We start from the raw sequence: 15455 nt of genomic DNA, 5'->3' as shown, positions 1-15455 counted from the left end.
AAAAACGTCCAGTCGATTTCAGAAATCCGCTCCCTTTCCGCCGACTGTCTCCCGAGCCTCCTCGACGCAAGCGTCTGTGGGGTCTCGGCTAGCCAGCTATTCGGCAGGAGTGTCGCAAATTTCTTCAATCCAATGGGAATTACAGGAAAAAACCATTAAGGATAATCTGGTCTTGTTTTAAAATCATGGTTCGAAATGAGACCATTCCGAACCCTTTTTGACTGCAAAATGAAACAAGCCGGATGGCTTGTTTCAGACTGAAGATAAATTCGAAGAAAAGCGAGTTCGACTGCAGTTTTTTATTTAAAAACGTCCAGTCGATTTCAGAAATCCGCTCCCTTTCCGCCGACTGTCTCCCGAGCCTCCTCGACGCAAGCGTCTGTGGGGTCTCGGCTAGCCAGTTATTCGGCAGGAGTGTCGCAAATTTCTTCAATCTTGCGAGATTTCTTTCCTATAAAATAGAAAAAACACAAAGGGATTAATCATGTTTTTTTATAAAATCAAGGTTAGGTGAGACCATTCCGACTTCCCTTTTTTCTACAAATAAAAACCAGCCCGGAAGCTGGTTTTTTAACATTGATTCATGCTTGAACTTCGTCTTTTTCGTAAATCGGCACCCATCCTGCCGCTGTAACGAAAATGCGGACAGCAACAGTTTTCCTATCTTCTGCAAGCGTGAAATAATGTCTTGTTGATTCTGGTACACTAATAAGATCACCTGGATTAAGGCGCACGTCAAACCACTGTTTATCTTTGCCTTCAATCGCAAAGATACTCGTACCGCCTGCTATGAAACGCACTTCATCATCTTCATGGTGATGTTCCTGCTTAAAGTTTTCAAGCATTTGATCCAAGTTCGGATTCGCATCGGATAATGTGATGATATCATGCGCTTTATAGCCTCTTCTTTCGGAGATTTCCGCTATCTCTGATTGGAATGCTACAAGGATTTCCTCCTTTTCAGCATCTGTTAGATCGTATTTTTCCACGAGATGGGCCGGTAATTTAGAAATGTCCCATTGCTCATAAATAACCCCTTGTGTTTCTAAAAATCCTTTTACCTGTTCACCGTTTTCAATAACCTCGTTTGTTTCCTGGAATCTTATCGTCGCCATCATTCATTCCTCCTTCATTAGTGTTTACCTTAAAGAAACTGCAAATGCCTTTTGTTGATTAAGCAACAGTTGATATTGAAATAAAAATTCGCAAGCTTCAAGTATTCTCTTTGCTTCGAGTCCGCTTTTACCCCAAACCGTAATACCATGATTGCGGATCAGCACGGCGCCAGAGTCTTCTTCGACATGTGGCTCGAACTTATCGGATAACAGCGGAATGTCAGCATGATTATATATGATTGGAATCCGAAGTTCCGAATCTTCATCCCACCGACCGGTCGCTTTAATGATTTCATGATTACGAAAAGAAACTTGGCCCTCATCCCCGTACAATTCGGATATCACATTATTTTCAACTGTATGGACATGGAGTACACAGTTCGCATTCGTTTTCCGGTAAATGACTGTATGAAGTAAAGTTTCGGCCGATGGTCTTAGGTTCGTTTCTTCAACTGGCTTTCCTTTTAAATCCACCAGTAAAAAGTCCGAATCCGATTGCTTCCTTTTATCCTTACCGCTTGCCGTAATATAAAAGAAAGGGCTTTTGGGTTCCCGAATGGACAAGTTCCCGCTAGTTCCCATAAACCAATCCCTTTCGGCCAGTTCAGCTTTAACATCTGCCAGCTCCTGCCATTCTTTAGTATGATTATTCACGCTTTACCCACCCATCTGCTGCTTAATAATATCAATTACATCAAAAAACGTTTCAAAACCTTGATGTGGAATCCCTTCGCTATCGCATTTTTCAAGCAGTATGTCACGGGCTATGACAAAATCCGCCTGTTTTGCAGCTTCAAAATCCGTTACGGAATCTCCAATAACGAATTTAAAATCTTCCGCACCCGCAATTTCCCTCATAATGGATGGCTTGCAGCAACCGCATCCATTATTACATTGATCATCACAGGAATGCGGCCACTCAATATAAATCTTTTCCTTATCAAAAAATGCACGGTTGCAATAAACGGACTCTGTTGGCAAGATATCATTCAAAAGCGGTGCAATGAAAAAATCCATGCCCCCGCTTACAATATATAAAGGGATGTTGGCTTGTTTCGTATACTCAACGAATTCATAAAACCCTGGACGAATGCCGGCCGTCTTTCTTACATATTGGATGATGTCATCCTTCAAGCCGCTATCAAGCAGGGAAAACATATCCCCTACTCCCGAAGATATACTGATTTTTTGCTGAAGGACACCGTCTTTCAACGCTTCCCATTCCGGAGGCGCAAATTTCTTCATGATGGAAATGATATTATCCGAGTTGGTGATCGTTCCGTCAAAATCACAAAAGATGATCGGTTTCATTATTTCTTATAGGCCTCCCCATAACACAAGAGCTTTTTTTAGTGTTTCATCCTCAGCAGCCGCTTCAGATAGTTCCTTTCCTGCCAGTACGGCTTCCACAGCGGATCGGAAAGCCTTTGCCCCGCCATCTGCTCCATCAGGATGCCCGTGAATTCCACCTCCGGCATTAATCACACTATCGATTCCAAAATCCTTGATTAGATCCGGAACCATGCCCGGATGAATGCCAGCAGAGGGAACAGGGAAGGCTTTTTTCCATGAAAGTTCATCTTTTGTCAGAGCTTCAGCAATCGCCAAGGTCTCCTTTTTTTCAAGTGCGACACTTCCATAAGGGGACGGGAACAAGGATAAATCCGCACCTGATAACCTTACTAATTTACCAAGCAATAATGGATAGCCGACCCCATAAAATGATGAAGCTGACAATGCCCCGCTATATGCGGGGTGCGCCATGATCGGCAGCTTGATACGATCATGTTCACTCAAGGCCTGCAATACATCCAAACCATATGTATGAACGTTGAACAACAAGGCATCTGCCCCTGCATCAGCCGCTTGCTCTGCCTTATCCAATAATTCAAATGTTTTCCCTGATAGATTGACTGCATATAAAGTTCGGTGGCCAGTGGTTTCATAGACATCATTCAATATTCGTTTTCCCGTTTTTATTCTATCGAAAAATGGAGTCAGTTCCTGGTCAAAGAGGATCTCATCATCTTTAACTAGGTCGACACCTCCTAATGCTTGTTGCCTCAGTTGCTCATTATGGAATGTTAGGTCTCTTCCTAATACACCTTTAAAGATGCTCATCACCAGGGGCCGGTTAAATACGCCAATCTTTTTCCTAATGCCTTCAATGCCAAATTGCGGCCCGGGAAAGGCTTTTTGGATATCACCGACAAAATCCAAGTCGATAAGTTTTATTTCCCCGTCCAATGAAAGTTTGCCGAAGACCGTCGTTAGGATTGCAGGTAAATCATTGGAGAAATTCCTTGCCGGATAGGCAATTTTAATAAGCGAACGGTATACTTTACGATTAAAGTAGCTGTTTGCCCTCTCTTCTTCGGAAAGTGGTGTCACCGATACGACGCGTCCCTTATGTTTTTCCAGTTGTTTCTGGACTAAATGGGGCAGGTCCGTCCATGTCCCGACAGTCAAACCTAAGGCAATGCTCTCTGCTTTTTTCTCATGATTCCCCTTAGAATCATGAATTAAATAAGTAGCGACTATCTCGCTCATTTGATCACTCCTATATCACGTTAGTAAACTCTCGATGTCATTAACCTGAAATGGTCTCAAAATGGCAAAAGCCCCTTCATAAAGAAGAGGCTTTAATAAGCCATCTTCTTATCTCCCAGCCATTGGCTGCAAGAATTAGCACCGTGCCTTGTGGATTTCAAGAAAAATCCGGCGAAGAATTCCGCCCCATTTTACAATGGAATTACGGTCGGTTGCTGGGCTTCATAGGGCTAGTCCCTCCACCTGCTCAAAATAAGAAAACGCTGATATATAAATTTGCATCCAAGTATCGAAAGATTAAGAATTTATTTTGTATTCTGACAGGTAATCCCTACTTTGTCAATAAGTTTTAACTATTTAAGGGTGAATTAATCGGATATATCATTGTGGTTAAAATAATTTTAATTTACTTATCCGTTCCACAGCCTCTTTCAGCCGTTCTTCCGAAGTCAGCAGCCCTACCCTGACATAACCTTCGCCAAATTCACCAAATCCATTCCCTGCGGCAACAGCAACGTGGGCATGCGTTAATAAATAGTCTGCAAAACTCTCGGACGTAAAACCTTTAGGTACCTTGAGCCAGGCAAAAAATGATGCCGCAGGAGCTTTGACATCCCAGCCGATTGCCCTCAATCCCTCAATGAAAACATTCCTTCGTCCCTCGTACATCTGCACTAACTGCTCTACACAGCTCTGCGAGTCAAGCAAAGCGCTTGCAGCAGCTTCTTGTATCGCCGGGAACAGACTCACATAAAGATGGTCTTGTAATAGTTCAAGAGCTTCTATGACACTCTTATTCCCCACTGCGAAGCCGACTCTCCACCCTGCCATATTGTATGTTTTCGATAGTGTGTATATTTCTATTCCTATTTCCTTCGCTCCCTCTGACTGGAGAAAGCTTATCGGTTTTTTTCCGTCGAATCCTATCGCCCCATAAGCGAAGTCGTGGACCACACAAATTGAATGCTCTTTTGCAGTAGAGACGGTCTCATCAAAGAAACTTTCAGTTGCAGAAGCACCTGTGGGATTGTTCGGATAGTTCAAGAACATCATTTTGGCTTTATCAAGTACTTGTTTATGTATGTCACTGTATTTTGGAAGAAAATCATTTTCTTCTGTCAAGGGCATGAATTCGGTCTTTGCCTGGGCTAAAACAACACCGGAAAGATAATCCGGATAGCCGGGATCCGGAACAAGGATCGTATCACCCGGATTCAATAAACACTGCGGCAGTTCGACAAGGCCTGCCTTTCCCCCGAAGAGAATCGCCACTTCACTTTTCGGATCCAGCTTGACACCGAATTCACGTTCATAAAAGACGGCAGCAGCATCTTTTAAATATTGATGCCCCCGGAATGGCGAATATTTATGATTAACCGTTTTTTCAGCAGCAGACTGCAAGCTTTTCACGATATGGTCTGGTGTCGGCTGATCAGGGTTTCCCTGGCCTAAATTAATGACATCATGTCCTTGCTCCGTAATGGCATTGACTTTTGCTACTAGTGAGGCAAAAAATTGCTTGGGTAGGTCCTGAAGCTGTCTGGATTTTTCGAATTGCACCATTTATACACCTTCTCTGAAATTTCTTGAAATTCTAGACACAAATAATATATGTTTATCATAGTCTTGTAAAGCATTTTTTACATGTGGGGGGTTTTAAACGATGAAGTGGAAAATAGCTTGTATTCAAATGGATATAGCATTCGGGCAACCGGATATCAATTTTCAGGTTGCGGAACAATGGTTTGAAAAAGCAGCACGGTCAGAACCCGATATCGTCATTTTACCAGAGCTTTGGACAACCGGATACGACTTAAGCAGGTTAAATGAGATTGCTGATCAAGAGGCGGAAAAAACGATTGAATTTCTTAAAACACAGGCAAGGAAACACGAGATTCACATCGTAGGCGGTTCCATTGCGAAAAAAACGGGCAAGGGAATCTATAACACCATGATCATCATCGATAAACAGGGAAATCTCATAAAAGAATATGATAAGCTTCACTTATTTCAGTTAATGGATGAACATCATTTCCTGAAGCCAGGAGAAAAGGATGGTTTATTTACTCTTGATGAAAAAATATGTGCTGGTTTCATTTGTTATGACATCCGTTTCCCTGAATGGCAGCGAGCCCATACCGCTAAAGGCGCCGAAGTTCTATTCGTTACGGCTGAATGGCCAAAGCCGAGACTCGATCACTGGAGAGCCTTATTGATTAGCCGTGCCATCGAGAACCAAGCCTATGTAGTAGCCGTTAATCGCTCAGGCTCTGACGTCAATAATATATTTGCCGGTCATTCGTTGATTATTGATCCTTGGGGAAATATCATAAGTGAAGCCGGAGAAGGAAACGAACTCCTGACAGGCACCTTGGACTTCAATAAAGTTACGGAAGCACGTAACAAAATACCTGTATTCGAAGATCGCCGTCCTGATTTTTATTAAATTACCCATTGACAAACTATTTAAAAAGTTGATATTATTTTCCCGAAGATTAAAATTTCAGAAAACATTTACTCTTATCAAGAGCAGGCTGAGGGATAAAGGCCCTATGAAGCCCAGCAACCGACTGTAATACCATTGTGAAATGGGGCGGATTCACCGCCGGATTATAAAATCCACAGAGCACGGTGCTAATTCCACCAGAATTCATATTCTGGAAGATAAGAGGTCCGAAGCCAAAACTTCTGCCTCTTTCTATATGAAAGAGGCTTTTTTATTCTTATTTTGAATCCGGAGGGGAAAAGAATGACTCAAAACCATTCAAATTTTAAGAGATTGACAAACGAAACAGCTATAACCCTTGCAAAAAAACTTGGGTTGGTCAATGCGGATGCAAGTTTAACATGTAAAGAAATCGGCGATGGAAACTTAAATTATGTTTTTCATATTACAGACACAGTCACAAATAAAGGAATTATCATTAAACAAGCGGTTCCTTATGCCAAGGTACTTGGCGAAGGTTGGCCGCTGACATTGAAAAGAGCTGCAATTGAAGCGAATGCGCTGATTCATTTCAGAAGTTATTGCCCAGAATTCGTACCGCAAGTCTATTATTCTGATGAAAAGCTTGCCATCACGGTCATGGAGGATTTATCGCACTTGAAAATCGTTAGAACAGGATTGATCGAAGGCGATTCATATCCATTGCTTTCACAGCATATTGGTGAATATGTTGCGAAAACGGCATTTTATACATCCGATTATCATTTAGAACCCTCTGCCAAAAAGGAAGTTGCCCGACATTTCACGAATCCCGAACTCTGCAAAATCACTGAGGTCTTCATTTTCACAGATCCATTTTTTGAGGAACTCCCGGGAGATTTCGAGGTGGAATTGACTGATGCCGCCAAAAATATATGGAATGATAAAGCAGTGATCCTCGAGGTCGCTAAGCTGAAACAAAGCTTTGAAACCGAGCAGGAAGCCTTGCTTCATGGAGATTTACATACTGGAAGTATATTTGCAAGTGAAACTGAAACAAAGGTTATTGATCCAGAATTCGCTTTTTATGGTCCAGTTGGTTTTGACCTTGGTCAATACACCGCCAACCTTCTCTTTCAGGCAGTCACACGTAATAGCGTTGGAAAGGAAGAGATTTTCACACACCTTAATGAATTTTGGAATGCCTTTGAAGAAACTTATTCCGAATTATGGGAAGTCCAAAATAAAAGCCCATTTCGTCACGTGAAAGGTTATCTGCCTTATTTACTGACAAAATTCAAAAAAGATGCATTCGGCTTTGCCGGCTGTGAACTGATTCGGCGAACCATCGGACTTTCCCATGTTGCCGATTTAAATGTCATTGAAGATAAAGAAACAAGGATCGCTGCCAAAACGGCTACATTGGAAATTGGTGCTTTTTTAATTAAAAAACGGGAAGAATTGGATGTTCCAGCTGTCATTGAAGCCTTGAAGCAACGTACACTGCCATCTTATTCAACCATTTAAAAGGAGACCTGCACATGACAACACATGCACCATTACCTTATTCGGTACAATGGGCTGATACCCATATTACATTATTAAATCAACAAGCCCTTCCTTCCATAACAGAATTCATTGAACTTCATTCTGTTGATGATGTGTATGACAGCATTTTGACATTAAAAGTTCGCGGTGCCCCAGCAATTGGACTGACGGCAGCATTTGGTGTTGCACTTGGTGCGAAACAGGAAACAACCGCTGAATTAGCCGAATTCAAGAAAAATGTATCAAGGCATATTGAAAAACTCGCATCATCACGGCCAACTGCTGTCAACCTTTTTTGGGCGTTAAGGAGGATGGAAAATACTCTGGAAGCTGCGCAAAGCATTTCAACTGCCAAGGAAGCACTTGTATCGGAGGCTAAAGCCATCTTTGCTGAAGATGTAGAAATGTGCAGGAAAATCGGGGAACATGGTTTATCCTTATTCACTAGAGGAGATTCCATTCTAACGCATTGCAACGCTGGGGGAATTGCCACGGCTCGGTATGGCACAGCCTTGGCTCCCTTCCACCTGGCAAAGGAAAAGGACTTTCCGCTAAAAGTGTATGCATGTGAAACCAGGCCTGTCCTGCAAGGGGCGCGTTTGACTGCTTGGGAATTGATGCAAGCGGGGGTTGATGTCACATTAATTTCTGATAATATGGCTGCCCATACGATTCATCAGAAAGGAATAAATGGAATCATCGTCGGTGCCGACAGAATTGCGGCTAATGGAGATACAGCCAATAAAATCGGGACATTGGGATTGGCGATATTAGCCAAGCACTTTGGTATCCCTTTTTACGTGGCCGCTCCATCAACCACATTCGACCTCACTCTCGAGTCCGGCACTTCCATCCCGATCGAAGAAAGGAATGAAGCGGAAATCACCTTCATTCAAGGTGTTAGGATCGCTCCTGAAAACGTGAAAACTTTCAATCCAGCCTTTGATGTTACACCGAATCATCTAATTACAAGCATCATTACCGAAAATGGCATCATAACCCCGGATTTCATTAAAAACATTCCGCTTTTTGTTAAATGATCCAGGTTGCTTTATTGATGATAAAAAACGAGAAGGGTTACTTATCCCTCTCGTTTTTGTGATTATTCTTGCGAGGTCCATAATACAATTTTTATTTTTTTGAAAAGAATTCTTGAAGTGCCTTCTTATTTTTAGTGTAGTCCATTTCCAAAACGGCTCCGGACTGGGGATATATTTCATCTTTAAAGCTTCCTTCCACTGGAACCCTTAAGGTTTCGACGGTGTCCGGTGTATGGAAGACGGCTTTTGGCCCCATTTCCATTATTGTTTTCAGTCCAATATCCGTATCCAAGTACGAGAGTCCTTGTTCGATTATACTAGGAAGGGCTGCCATCCCTTCGAAGGACGAGATTTGATTTATAAAGGCTGTTTTTAATTGAACCATTACTTCTTGTTGTCGCTCAACCCTTCCAAAATCACTTTCATCGTCATGTCTAAAACGGACATATTTCAATATTTCCTCGCCATGTAAAACATTTTTACCGACGCTTGCTTGAATGCTCATATCATCAATGATTTCCTGGTCCACATTCACCGCTACCCCCTCAGGTGCAAGTAAATCGACCATCTTCACGAATCCCTGAAAGTCAATTACCGCCACATGATCGACCTTGACACCGAAGTTTTCCTGTATGGTTTTTTTGAGAAGTTCCCTTCCACCATAATAATAAGCTGCATTTATTTTGTTATATCCTGTTTTATTCCCAGGGATTTTCACATAACTATCACGCATAATCGAAGCCAGTTTCAATTTTTCCTGCTCAGGAAAGTATTTTGCCAGAATAATCGCATCTGATCGAGATTTTTCCTCTCCCCTTGTATCGACACCAATTAACAGAAATGTTTTCACACTTTCCTGGTTCTCTTCTTTGGTTAGTTTTTTTTCCGTACCTGCATTTCCATTTTGTTTGGGTAAAGGGGCATAAGTGCAGCCTGCCAGAATCAAGATCAATAGATATATGAACAATACCTTTTCTTTCATTACCTCACCTCATCGGAAAATTACCCCTTATTCTCTACCTAATATTGGAATCTATGCATTAAACGACAAAAAAGCCTGCCAACGATAATCGCTGACAGGCTTTTCGGGCAAATCACTTATTGATTTCTTTCTTTAATACTTCTACCGCCTTTTTCACTTGTGTGTCATTCTTAAGGATTTTCTCCTGGATGACCTGCATCAATTTCACGGTAGTATCATCTTTAATGGTGCCAGTTTCTTTAATTTTTTGTTCCCTTTGGAATGCTGTGACAGCATTCGTGGTTGCTTCATCAAAGAATCCATCTATCTTACCTGGATCATGGCCCGCTTCCTTCAGCATCTCTTCAGCTGCTTTCACTTCACTCGAAGAATCGGATGCTTTCAATTCCTTGTCAGGCGAAATGTACGGAAGGCTGGCATAATCAGGAAGCTTCACATTAATATCCGGCTTGATCCCTTTTTTATGAATCCAATTGCCTTCAGGAGTCAACCATTTAGCTGCCGTATATTTGAAGTTAGATCCATCTTTAAAGGGTTTTTCGGCAGTCTGCACTGTCCCTTTCCCAAATGACTTGACACCAATCAATGGAATGTCCGCAGACTCACTGACAGCCGCTGCAACGATTTCAGAAGCACTGGCACTTCCGTCATCAATCAACACGACTACCGGGATTTTCAGTTCTCCATCATTCTCCGATTTATAGACTTCTTTTTTCCCGCTGCGATCCTCAACTTGAAGGACCACTTTCCCATTAGGCACGAACAGGCTTGCCATTTCTATTGCTTGGTCAAGAAGTCCTCCTGGGTTTCCCCGTAAATCCAATACGAGACCCTTCATATCCTTCTTCGACATTTCTTCAAGCGCCGTTTTCAGCTCTTGGACTGTATGTTCGGAAAAACTGGTCACTTGAATTTTTGCAACTCCATCATCAAGCATTTCCGCATATACCGTTTCAATCGGAATTGTGTCCCGTTTAATGGTGAGCTCGATCGGTTCAGACTCACCAGCTCTTGAGATGGAAAGATCCACTTTGGTACCCTTCTCGCCCCTGATTTTCAGGACAGCTTCAGAAGAGGTTAGCCCTTCAACACTTTTACCATCCACACTTAAAATGATATCATTTGGTTTTACCCCTGCTTTTTCTGCCGGGGACCCTTTTATCGGTGAGACGACCATGATTTTTCCATCCTGCTCCTGAATCTCGGCACCGATTCCTTCAAAAGATGAAGAGATGCTCTCATGGAAACTCGATGCTTCCTTTTTATCCATATAAGCAGAGTAGGGATCATCCAAAGATTTGATCATTCCATTAATTGCGCCGTCAACCAGCTTTTCTTCATCAACCTCTTCATAATAGTTATCTTTTATCTTATCGTATGTAGTATACAGCTTTTCAAATTCCGCATGCTTATCCGGTGCTAATGACTCTACTTTTTCATCTCCAAAGGTCAAGGCTATTGTAGTAATCCCTGCAGTTAGAAATATGACTAAGAAAATCCCCATAATGAACGTAAACTTTTTTATTTTAATGAATTTCCCTGCCTCTTTTGGCTGTCCTTGATTTTCTTCTTCCACTGAAGCCTCACCACTTTCATTCTTCATGACGATATAAACGATTTCTATCTATTTTAACAGCTTTCATGACAATCGAAAAATAATTGTTATCAAAAATAACAACTTATGCCCATATGTATTTTTTTACGCCTTCGCAAACGTTAAAACAAAGAGAAAGCTCCATGGACTACAGGCATATATTGACATTACAAAAATGGGGCTACTAAGGAATAACTGAGCCTGTATCCAACTGTCATTATACAGCTTCACTTATTCCTGGTCACCCGCCTGTCATTTACATCCAATTATCAGTCCTGGATAGCTGCTTCCAAAGCCACTTCAACCATTTCGTTAAAGGTTGACTGGCGCTCATCCGCCGACGTTTCCTCACCGGTTAAAATGTGATCGGAAATGGTTAATACAGATAATGCTTGGCGGCCAAATTTAGCAGCAAGCGTGTAAAGCGCTGCTGATTCCATTTCTATCGCAAGGATTTGGTATCTTGCCCATTTTTCCAAATCACTATTATCATTATAAAACTGATCGGCCGTAAAAACATTACCGACCTTCAATTGCAAGCCCTTAGCTGTGCCGGCGTCATAAGCTTTTCTTAGTAATTCGAAATCCGCCGTTGGGGCAAAGTCCACCCCGCCGAAAGTCATGCGGTTCATTTGGGAATCGGTGGAAGCACTCATTGCAAGGATAACATCCCTGACTTTTACATCCTTCTGAATCGCTCCTGCAGTTCCCACACGAATCAGCTTCTGGACATTATAGCTATTCATCAATTCATTCACGTAAATCGAAATGGATGGGACACCCATGCCTGTACCTTGTACAGAAATTCGTTTCCCTTTATATGTCCCTGTATATCCAAACATGTTACGGACTTCATTATAAAGTTTAGCATCCTCTAAAAATGTTTCAGCAATATATTTTGCACGCAATGGGTCCCCAGGAAGTAAGACCGTTTCCGCAATTTCATTTTCTTTTGCACCAATATGTACGCTCATACGACTATGTCCTCCTTAACTTGTGGTTGAAATGATATTCAAAAACTACTATACCATATCAACCACAAGTTAGGAAAATCCAACCTTATCCTAGAACTTGAAAAAGATAATGAAACTGGAAGTCATGAAAAGACTTTGGCACCCTTCCTTTGAACCGCAACAAAACGGCGGAGGTCCGCCGTCTTTTTTTAAGTTTAATGAAATTAAGGGATAGGAAGCTGTTAACCGTCTTATGACAGGTTACTCATCGACTTCTTCATCAATTATGCACTTTTCAAGAAGATATTCGAATGTGATGTCAGCAAGATCTTCAACTTCAGCTTCTGTTGGAAGATAGCCCCGTCTTATCAATTCTTGAAAAAAGAATTCCGCTATCTCTTCTGTATCAATAAAAACCTCAATTTCTCGCAAATCATCGCCCCCTTATTTAAAGGTCTATGAATGTGTAGAGACAAATATACCAGTAAGGCATCCCATTATGGAAAATCATTTGAAGGGCCTATATTTATCATGATCCATCCGTGTTCAATTTGAATGGAAGCTTCTATAGGGAATTTGGAAATTGCCCCTTTAAAAATTCAGGATACCTTTCACTTCGTTTGCTTCTTTTTATGATCTGGATAAATTTCCTCTGCCGCCTTTTCAATTTTAGCAAGGGCGATCTTCATGATGTGGCGATATTCGTCATCGCCAAAATGTTCGTAGAGCTTACAATAATCATTATATAAATCCAACAGTCCATCAATCATTTCCTTTTTTTCATTTTTTGTCATTGTCATTTCTCGCTCACCTTTACCAGGGTTGTTTTGTTTAGCAATGATAGCAAGCTCATTTTTCTTTTTAGGAAGTAGCAGACCCAACTTTTTAATGATTCCATCTGCACGTTTAGCATCGGCTATCAAAGTCAGTTCTTCCTCATGCGCTTCAAGCCATTCACCATCAGAGATTCTGGATAACTCATAGATTACATCCTCCCAGGCATTTTCCTTATAGCGCCAAATTTCCGTTCGATAGCCGATAATCTTGAAATAATCCTGTTCATACCCATCCACCTGGACCAAGTCACCTAATAAAAATTTATATTCAATATCTATTTGTTCTTTTTGATAAAGGATTTCACCTTCATATTCATTTATCGATTGCAATGTTTTTTCGATATAAAGACCTTCACTATAGTTCACTTCATACACATAAGCACCATCGAGAAATTTTACATCGGTTATATTCCCGACTGTCCCATACATTGTTATTACGACTGTATCGCCTAATTTAAATTTCGGCTGTTTTTTTTTGCCCATAAGAGACATCCCCCAATATGGTCCTTATCGTTTGATTAGTAAATTATATGCACAAACAAACATGGAGGTTAATGGAAAAGAGAGGGCATTTTGCTCATTTAGCTAAGGAACCGGCCCATTTATTAAATGGCACTAAAGCCAAAAACCGCCTCATTTAATGAGACGGTTCGCAGTGGGAATGATGAGCGTCACTTTCGTTCCTTCGTCGCGGACGCTTTCAATTTGGAATTTCCCTTTTAATTCCTCCATTATCTGAATGCACGTCGCCACACCTAATCCGTTTCCATCCGGTTTAGTGGTATAAAAGGGCATGCCGATATTTTTTAAATTTTCGGGACTGATGCCTTTCCCATCATCGCTGATCACTAATCTTACATAATGGGACTCGGAAGTATGATGCAATTCAATCTGCCCCCTAGCTTCGATGGCTTCACAAGAATTATTCAAGACATTCAAGAGAACCTGCCTTAACCGGTTCCTGTCTGAATAAACAACGACAGAGTGTGTCACTTCATTAATTAGTCTTACATGAGAACTCGGAATTGAAGGGATATAGGTATCTATTATTTCTTCAAGGAAATCCTTTAAATCGATTTTCTCCCATTCCAGCTGATGCGGTTTTGCCAAATCAAGAAGTTGTGTCACGAATACATTAACCCGGTCCACTTCATGAAGCATGACATCACTATATTTTTCTATTAATGTTTTATCATGATCCTGGCTCTTCAATAATTGGAAAAAGCCCTTTATCGTCGTTAGTGGGTTCCTGATTTCATGTGCGACACCGGCAGCAAGCTGGCCGACATATTTCAATTTTTCAGTTCGGACGATTTCCTTCTCACGATCTTCTATCGTTTCCATCATTCTTAGAAAGGCAAGGTTCAATTTTTCCATTTCCTCGAAGCTTCTTTTATCGGAAATGATGAATTCCTTTCCTCCAATGAAATCCTCTGTCGCTTCGACAAGTTCTTGAACTGGCCGTACAAGGGTCTTTGTTAGTAAATAGACAGCCAGAATGATAGAAACAAAAACGATGCTGTAGATTGTCAGATACCGTGTTAAAAGGTCATTCAAAGGCTGAAACACTTGTTTCTTATCTGCCCCCACAACAACAAACCATTTATTCTCCGTTTTTGCAATCGTATGGACAGGCTGGATGGAATATATTTTTTCCCCGTTCTCTGCGCTGTACAATTCATCCGATAACGAAGCTTCCATCAGCTTACCTTTCGTTAATCCCATTTCTTTCAAGGCAGAAGCCTGCATGACTCCATGCGGGTCTTTTTTCGAAATCATGATGCCTTCTTGATTGATCATGAAAAAGTTCACTGGGTATTTATCGCTAATTTCGTTAGCCTTTTTCTCCATCAGCTCCCAAAGTCCTTCCAATCGGAAAGCTGGAGATACGACACCGATCATTTTCCCTGCATTATCATATACCGGCGCACTCAGAGCTATTATCGGTTCTGGGTATGCCCGGGTTTTATAAATGTCAGAAAGGAATTCATGACCTTCTATGGCCTCTTTGAACCATATCCTTTGCGCGAGGTTGTCCCCGATCATTTTATTGGATGTATCTGCAATGACATTGCCTTCCAAATCCAAATGCAAGACACCGTAATAATTTCCTTTTGCATCGATAAACTTTTTTAGTTCCTCTGACTTCTCTTCTTTTGAATGGCCAGGATTGTTGATTACCGAATTTGCGCTCATTAACTTCACATCACTGATCCGTTCGTTCAAATAGCTATATGTTTCATTTACAATATTCAGTGAACCCGCATTCAGGGCATTTTTTGCTTCCTTCTCAAGCAGGGACCGTTGTGATCCATAGGATATGATCCCCAATATCAGAAGAGGAACACTTGCAATAAGTAATGAATAAAGCAAAATTCGGGTTTGAAGGCTTTTAAGCATCCTTCCGATCCT

The 15455-nt window shown here is 41.4% G+C and carries 14 protein-coding genes and 2 riboswitches; of the genes, 3 read left to right on the top strand and 11 right to left on the bottom strand.

From position 1 onward, the window contains the following. Positions 1-581: 581 nt before the first annotated feature. From ACQKMF_RS07280 to ACQKMF_RS07260, 5 genes are all read right to left on the bottom strand, one after another. A complete protein-coding gene (locus ACQKMF_RS07280) occupies positions 582-1115 on the bottom strand; it encodes a cupin domain-containing protein (RefSeq protein ID WP_402937665.1) in 534 nt (177 codons plus the stop codon). 24 nt (positions 1116-1139) lie between these two features. Beyond that, on the bottom strand, positions 1140-1769 hold the full coding sequence (locus ACQKMF_RS07275) for a methylthioribulose 1-phosphate dehydratase (protein WP_427572323.1): 630 nt from the start codon (positions 1767-1769) through the stop codon (positions 1140-1142). Between the two features lie 3 nt (positions 1770-1772). Beyond that, positions 1773-2426, bottom strand: coding sequence for a 2-hydroxy-3-keto-5-methylthiopentenyl-1-phosphate phosphatase (locus tag ACQKMF_RS07270; protein ID WP_427572321.1), 654 nt, complete (start codon positions 2424-2426; stop codon positions 1773-1775). A 6-nt stretch (positions 2427-2432) separates the two neighbouring features. Beyond that, entirely contained in the window at positions 2433-3665 is a 1233-nt protein-coding gene (gene mtnW, locus ACQKMF_RS07265) for a 2,3-diketo-5-methylthiopentyl-1-phosphate enolase (RefSeq protein ID WP_101225240.1), read from the bottom strand. A gap of 105 nt (positions 3666-3770) precedes the next feature. Continuing rightward, positions 3771-3924, bottom strand: a riboswitch (SAM riboswitch). A gap of 131 nt (positions 3925-4055) precedes the next feature. After that, entirely contained in the window at positions 4056-5228 is a 1173-nt protein-coding gene (locus ACQKMF_RS07260) for a pyridoxal phosphate-dependent aminotransferase (RefSeq protein ID WP_427572318.1), read from the bottom strand. A gap of 100 nt (positions 5229-5328) precedes the next feature. Between ACQKMF_RS07260 and ACQKMF_RS07255 the strand changes: the two genes are divergently transcribed. The 3 genes from ACQKMF_RS07255 (at position 5329) to mtnA (ending at position 8678) form a co-directional block, all read left to right on the top strand. Beyond that, the gene (locus ACQKMF_RS07255; RefSeq protein WP_402937680.1) at positions 5329-6111 is read left to right on the top strand and encodes a carbon-nitrogen family hydrolase; all 783 of its coding nucleotides are present in this window, start codon (positions 5329-5331) and stop codon (positions 6109-6111) included. Positions 6112-6182: 71 nt separating this feature from the next. Next, positions 6183-6336, top strand: a riboswitch (SAM riboswitch). A gap of 78 nt (positions 6337-6414) precedes the next feature. Beyond that, positions 6415-7617 carry an S-methyl-5-thioribose kinase gene (gene mtnK, locus ACQKMF_RS07250; protein WP_402937683.1) on the top strand — a complete coding sequence of 401 codons (1203 nt, stop codon included), beginning with the start codon at positions 6415-6417 and terminating at the stop codon, positions 7615-7617. Positions 7618-7631: 14 nt separating this feature from the next. Further along, entirely contained in the window at positions 7632-8678 is a 1047-nt protein-coding gene (gene mtnA / locus ACQKMF_RS07245) for an S-methyl-5-thioribose-1-phosphate isomerase (protein WP_402937686.1), read from the top strand. A gap of 91 nt (positions 8679-8769) precedes the next feature. Here the strand turns inward: mtnA and ACQKMF_RS07240 are convergent, their stop codons facing one another. The 6 genes from ACQKMF_RS07240 to ACQKMF_RS07215 all read right to left on the bottom strand — a co-directional run bounded on the left by ACQKMF_RS07240 (position 8770) and on the right by ACQKMF_RS07215 (position 15443). Then, positions 8770-9660 carry an LCP family protein gene (locus ACQKMF_RS07240; protein ID WP_101225245.1) on the bottom strand — a complete coding sequence of 297 codons (891 nt, stop codon included), beginning with the start codon at positions 9658-9660 and terminating at the stop codon, positions 8770-8772. Positions 9661-9772: 112 nt separating this feature from the next. After that, positions 9773-11263: a S41 family peptidase gene (locus ACQKMF_RS07235; RefSeq protein WP_402937689.1), complete on the bottom strand. Its 1491-nt coding sequence runs from the start codon at positions 11261-11263 to the stop codon at positions 9773-9775. A gap of 260 nt (positions 11264-11523) precedes the next feature. Next, entirely contained in the window at positions 11524-12228 is a 705-nt protein-coding gene (deoD, locus tag ACQKMF_RS07230) for a purine-nucleoside phosphorylase (RefSeq protein WP_402937692.1), read from the bottom strand. A gap of 240 nt (positions 12229-12468) precedes the next feature. Beyond that, a complete protein-coding gene (locus ACQKMF_RS07225) occupies positions 12469-12639 on the bottom strand; it encodes a YozD family protein (RefSeq protein ID WP_064505166.1) in 171 nt (56 codons plus the stop codon). Positions 12640-12818: 179 nt separating this feature from the next. After that, positions 12819-13526: a hypothetical protein gene (locus ACQKMF_RS07220; protein WP_137017690.1), complete on the bottom strand. Its 708-nt coding sequence runs from the start codon at positions 13524-13526 to the stop codon at positions 12819-12821. A 150-nt stretch (positions 13527-13676) separates the two neighbouring features. After that, positions 13677-15443 carry an ATP-binding protein gene (locus tag ACQKMF_RS07215; RefSeq protein ID WP_402937695.1) on the bottom strand — a complete coding sequence of 589 codons (1767 nt, stop codon included), beginning with the start codon at positions 15441-15443 and terminating at the stop codon, positions 13677-13679. Positions 15444-15455: the final 12 nt, after the last annotated feature.

The organism is Peribacillus sp. NPDC101480 (genome assembly GCF_050277335.1).
Taxonomy (GTDB): domain Bacteria; phylum Bacillota; class Bacilli; order Bacillales; family DSM-1321; genus Peribacillus.
This window is presented reverse-complemented; position numbering and strand designations above follow the sequence as displayed.

Excerpts from the sequence above, each read along its gene's own strand:
- ACQKMF_RS07220 (WP_137017690.1), bottom strand. The coding sequence starts at position 13,526 with ATGGGCAAAAAAAAACAGCCGAAATTTAAATTAGGCGATACAGTCGTA.
- ACQKMF_RS07235 (WP_402937689.1), bottom strand. The coding sequence starts at position 11,263 with ATGAAGAATGAAAGTGGTGAGGCTTCAGTGGAAGAAGAAAATCAAGGA.
- deoD (WP_402937692.1), bottom strand. The coding sequence starts at position 12,228 with ATGAGCGTACATATTGGTGCAAAAGAAAATGAAATTGCGGAAACGGTC.
- ACQKMF_RS07260 (WP_427572318.1), bottom strand. The coding sequence starts at position 5,228 with ATGGTGCAATTCGAAAAATCCAGACAGCTTCAGGACCTACCCAAGCAA.
- ACQKMF_RS07270 (WP_427572321.1), bottom strand. The coding sequence starts at position 2,426 with ATGAAACCGATCATCTTTTGTGATTTTGACGGAACGATCACCAACTCG.
- mtnW (WP_101225240.1), bottom strand. The coding sequence starts at position 3,665 with ATGAGCGAGATAGTCGCTACTTATTTAATTCATGATTCTAAGGGGAAT.
- ACQKMF_RS07240 (WP_101225245.1), bottom strand. The coding sequence starts at position 9,660 with ATGAAAGAAAAGGTATTGTTCATATATCTATTGATCTTGATTCTGGCA.
- ACQKMF_RS07280 (WP_402937665.1), bottom strand. The coding sequence starts at position 1,115 with ATGGCGACGATAAGATTCCAGGAAACAAACGAGGTTATTGAAAACGGT.
- mtnA (WP_402937686.1), top strand. The coding sequence starts at position 7,632 with ATGACAACACATGCACCATTACCTTATTCGGTACAATGGGCTGATACC.
- mtnK (WP_402937683.1), top strand. The coding sequence starts at position 6,415 with ATGACTCAAAACCATTCAAATTTTAAGAGATTGACAAACGAAACAGCT.
- ACQKMF_RS07255 (WP_402937680.1), top strand. The coding sequence starts at position 5,329 with ATGAAGTGGAAAATAGCTTGTATTCAAATGGATATAGCATTCGGGCAA.
- ACQKMF_RS07215 (WP_402937695.1), bottom strand. The coding sequence starts at position 15,443 with ATGCTTAAAAGCCTTCAAACCCGAATTTTGCTTTATTCATTACTTATT.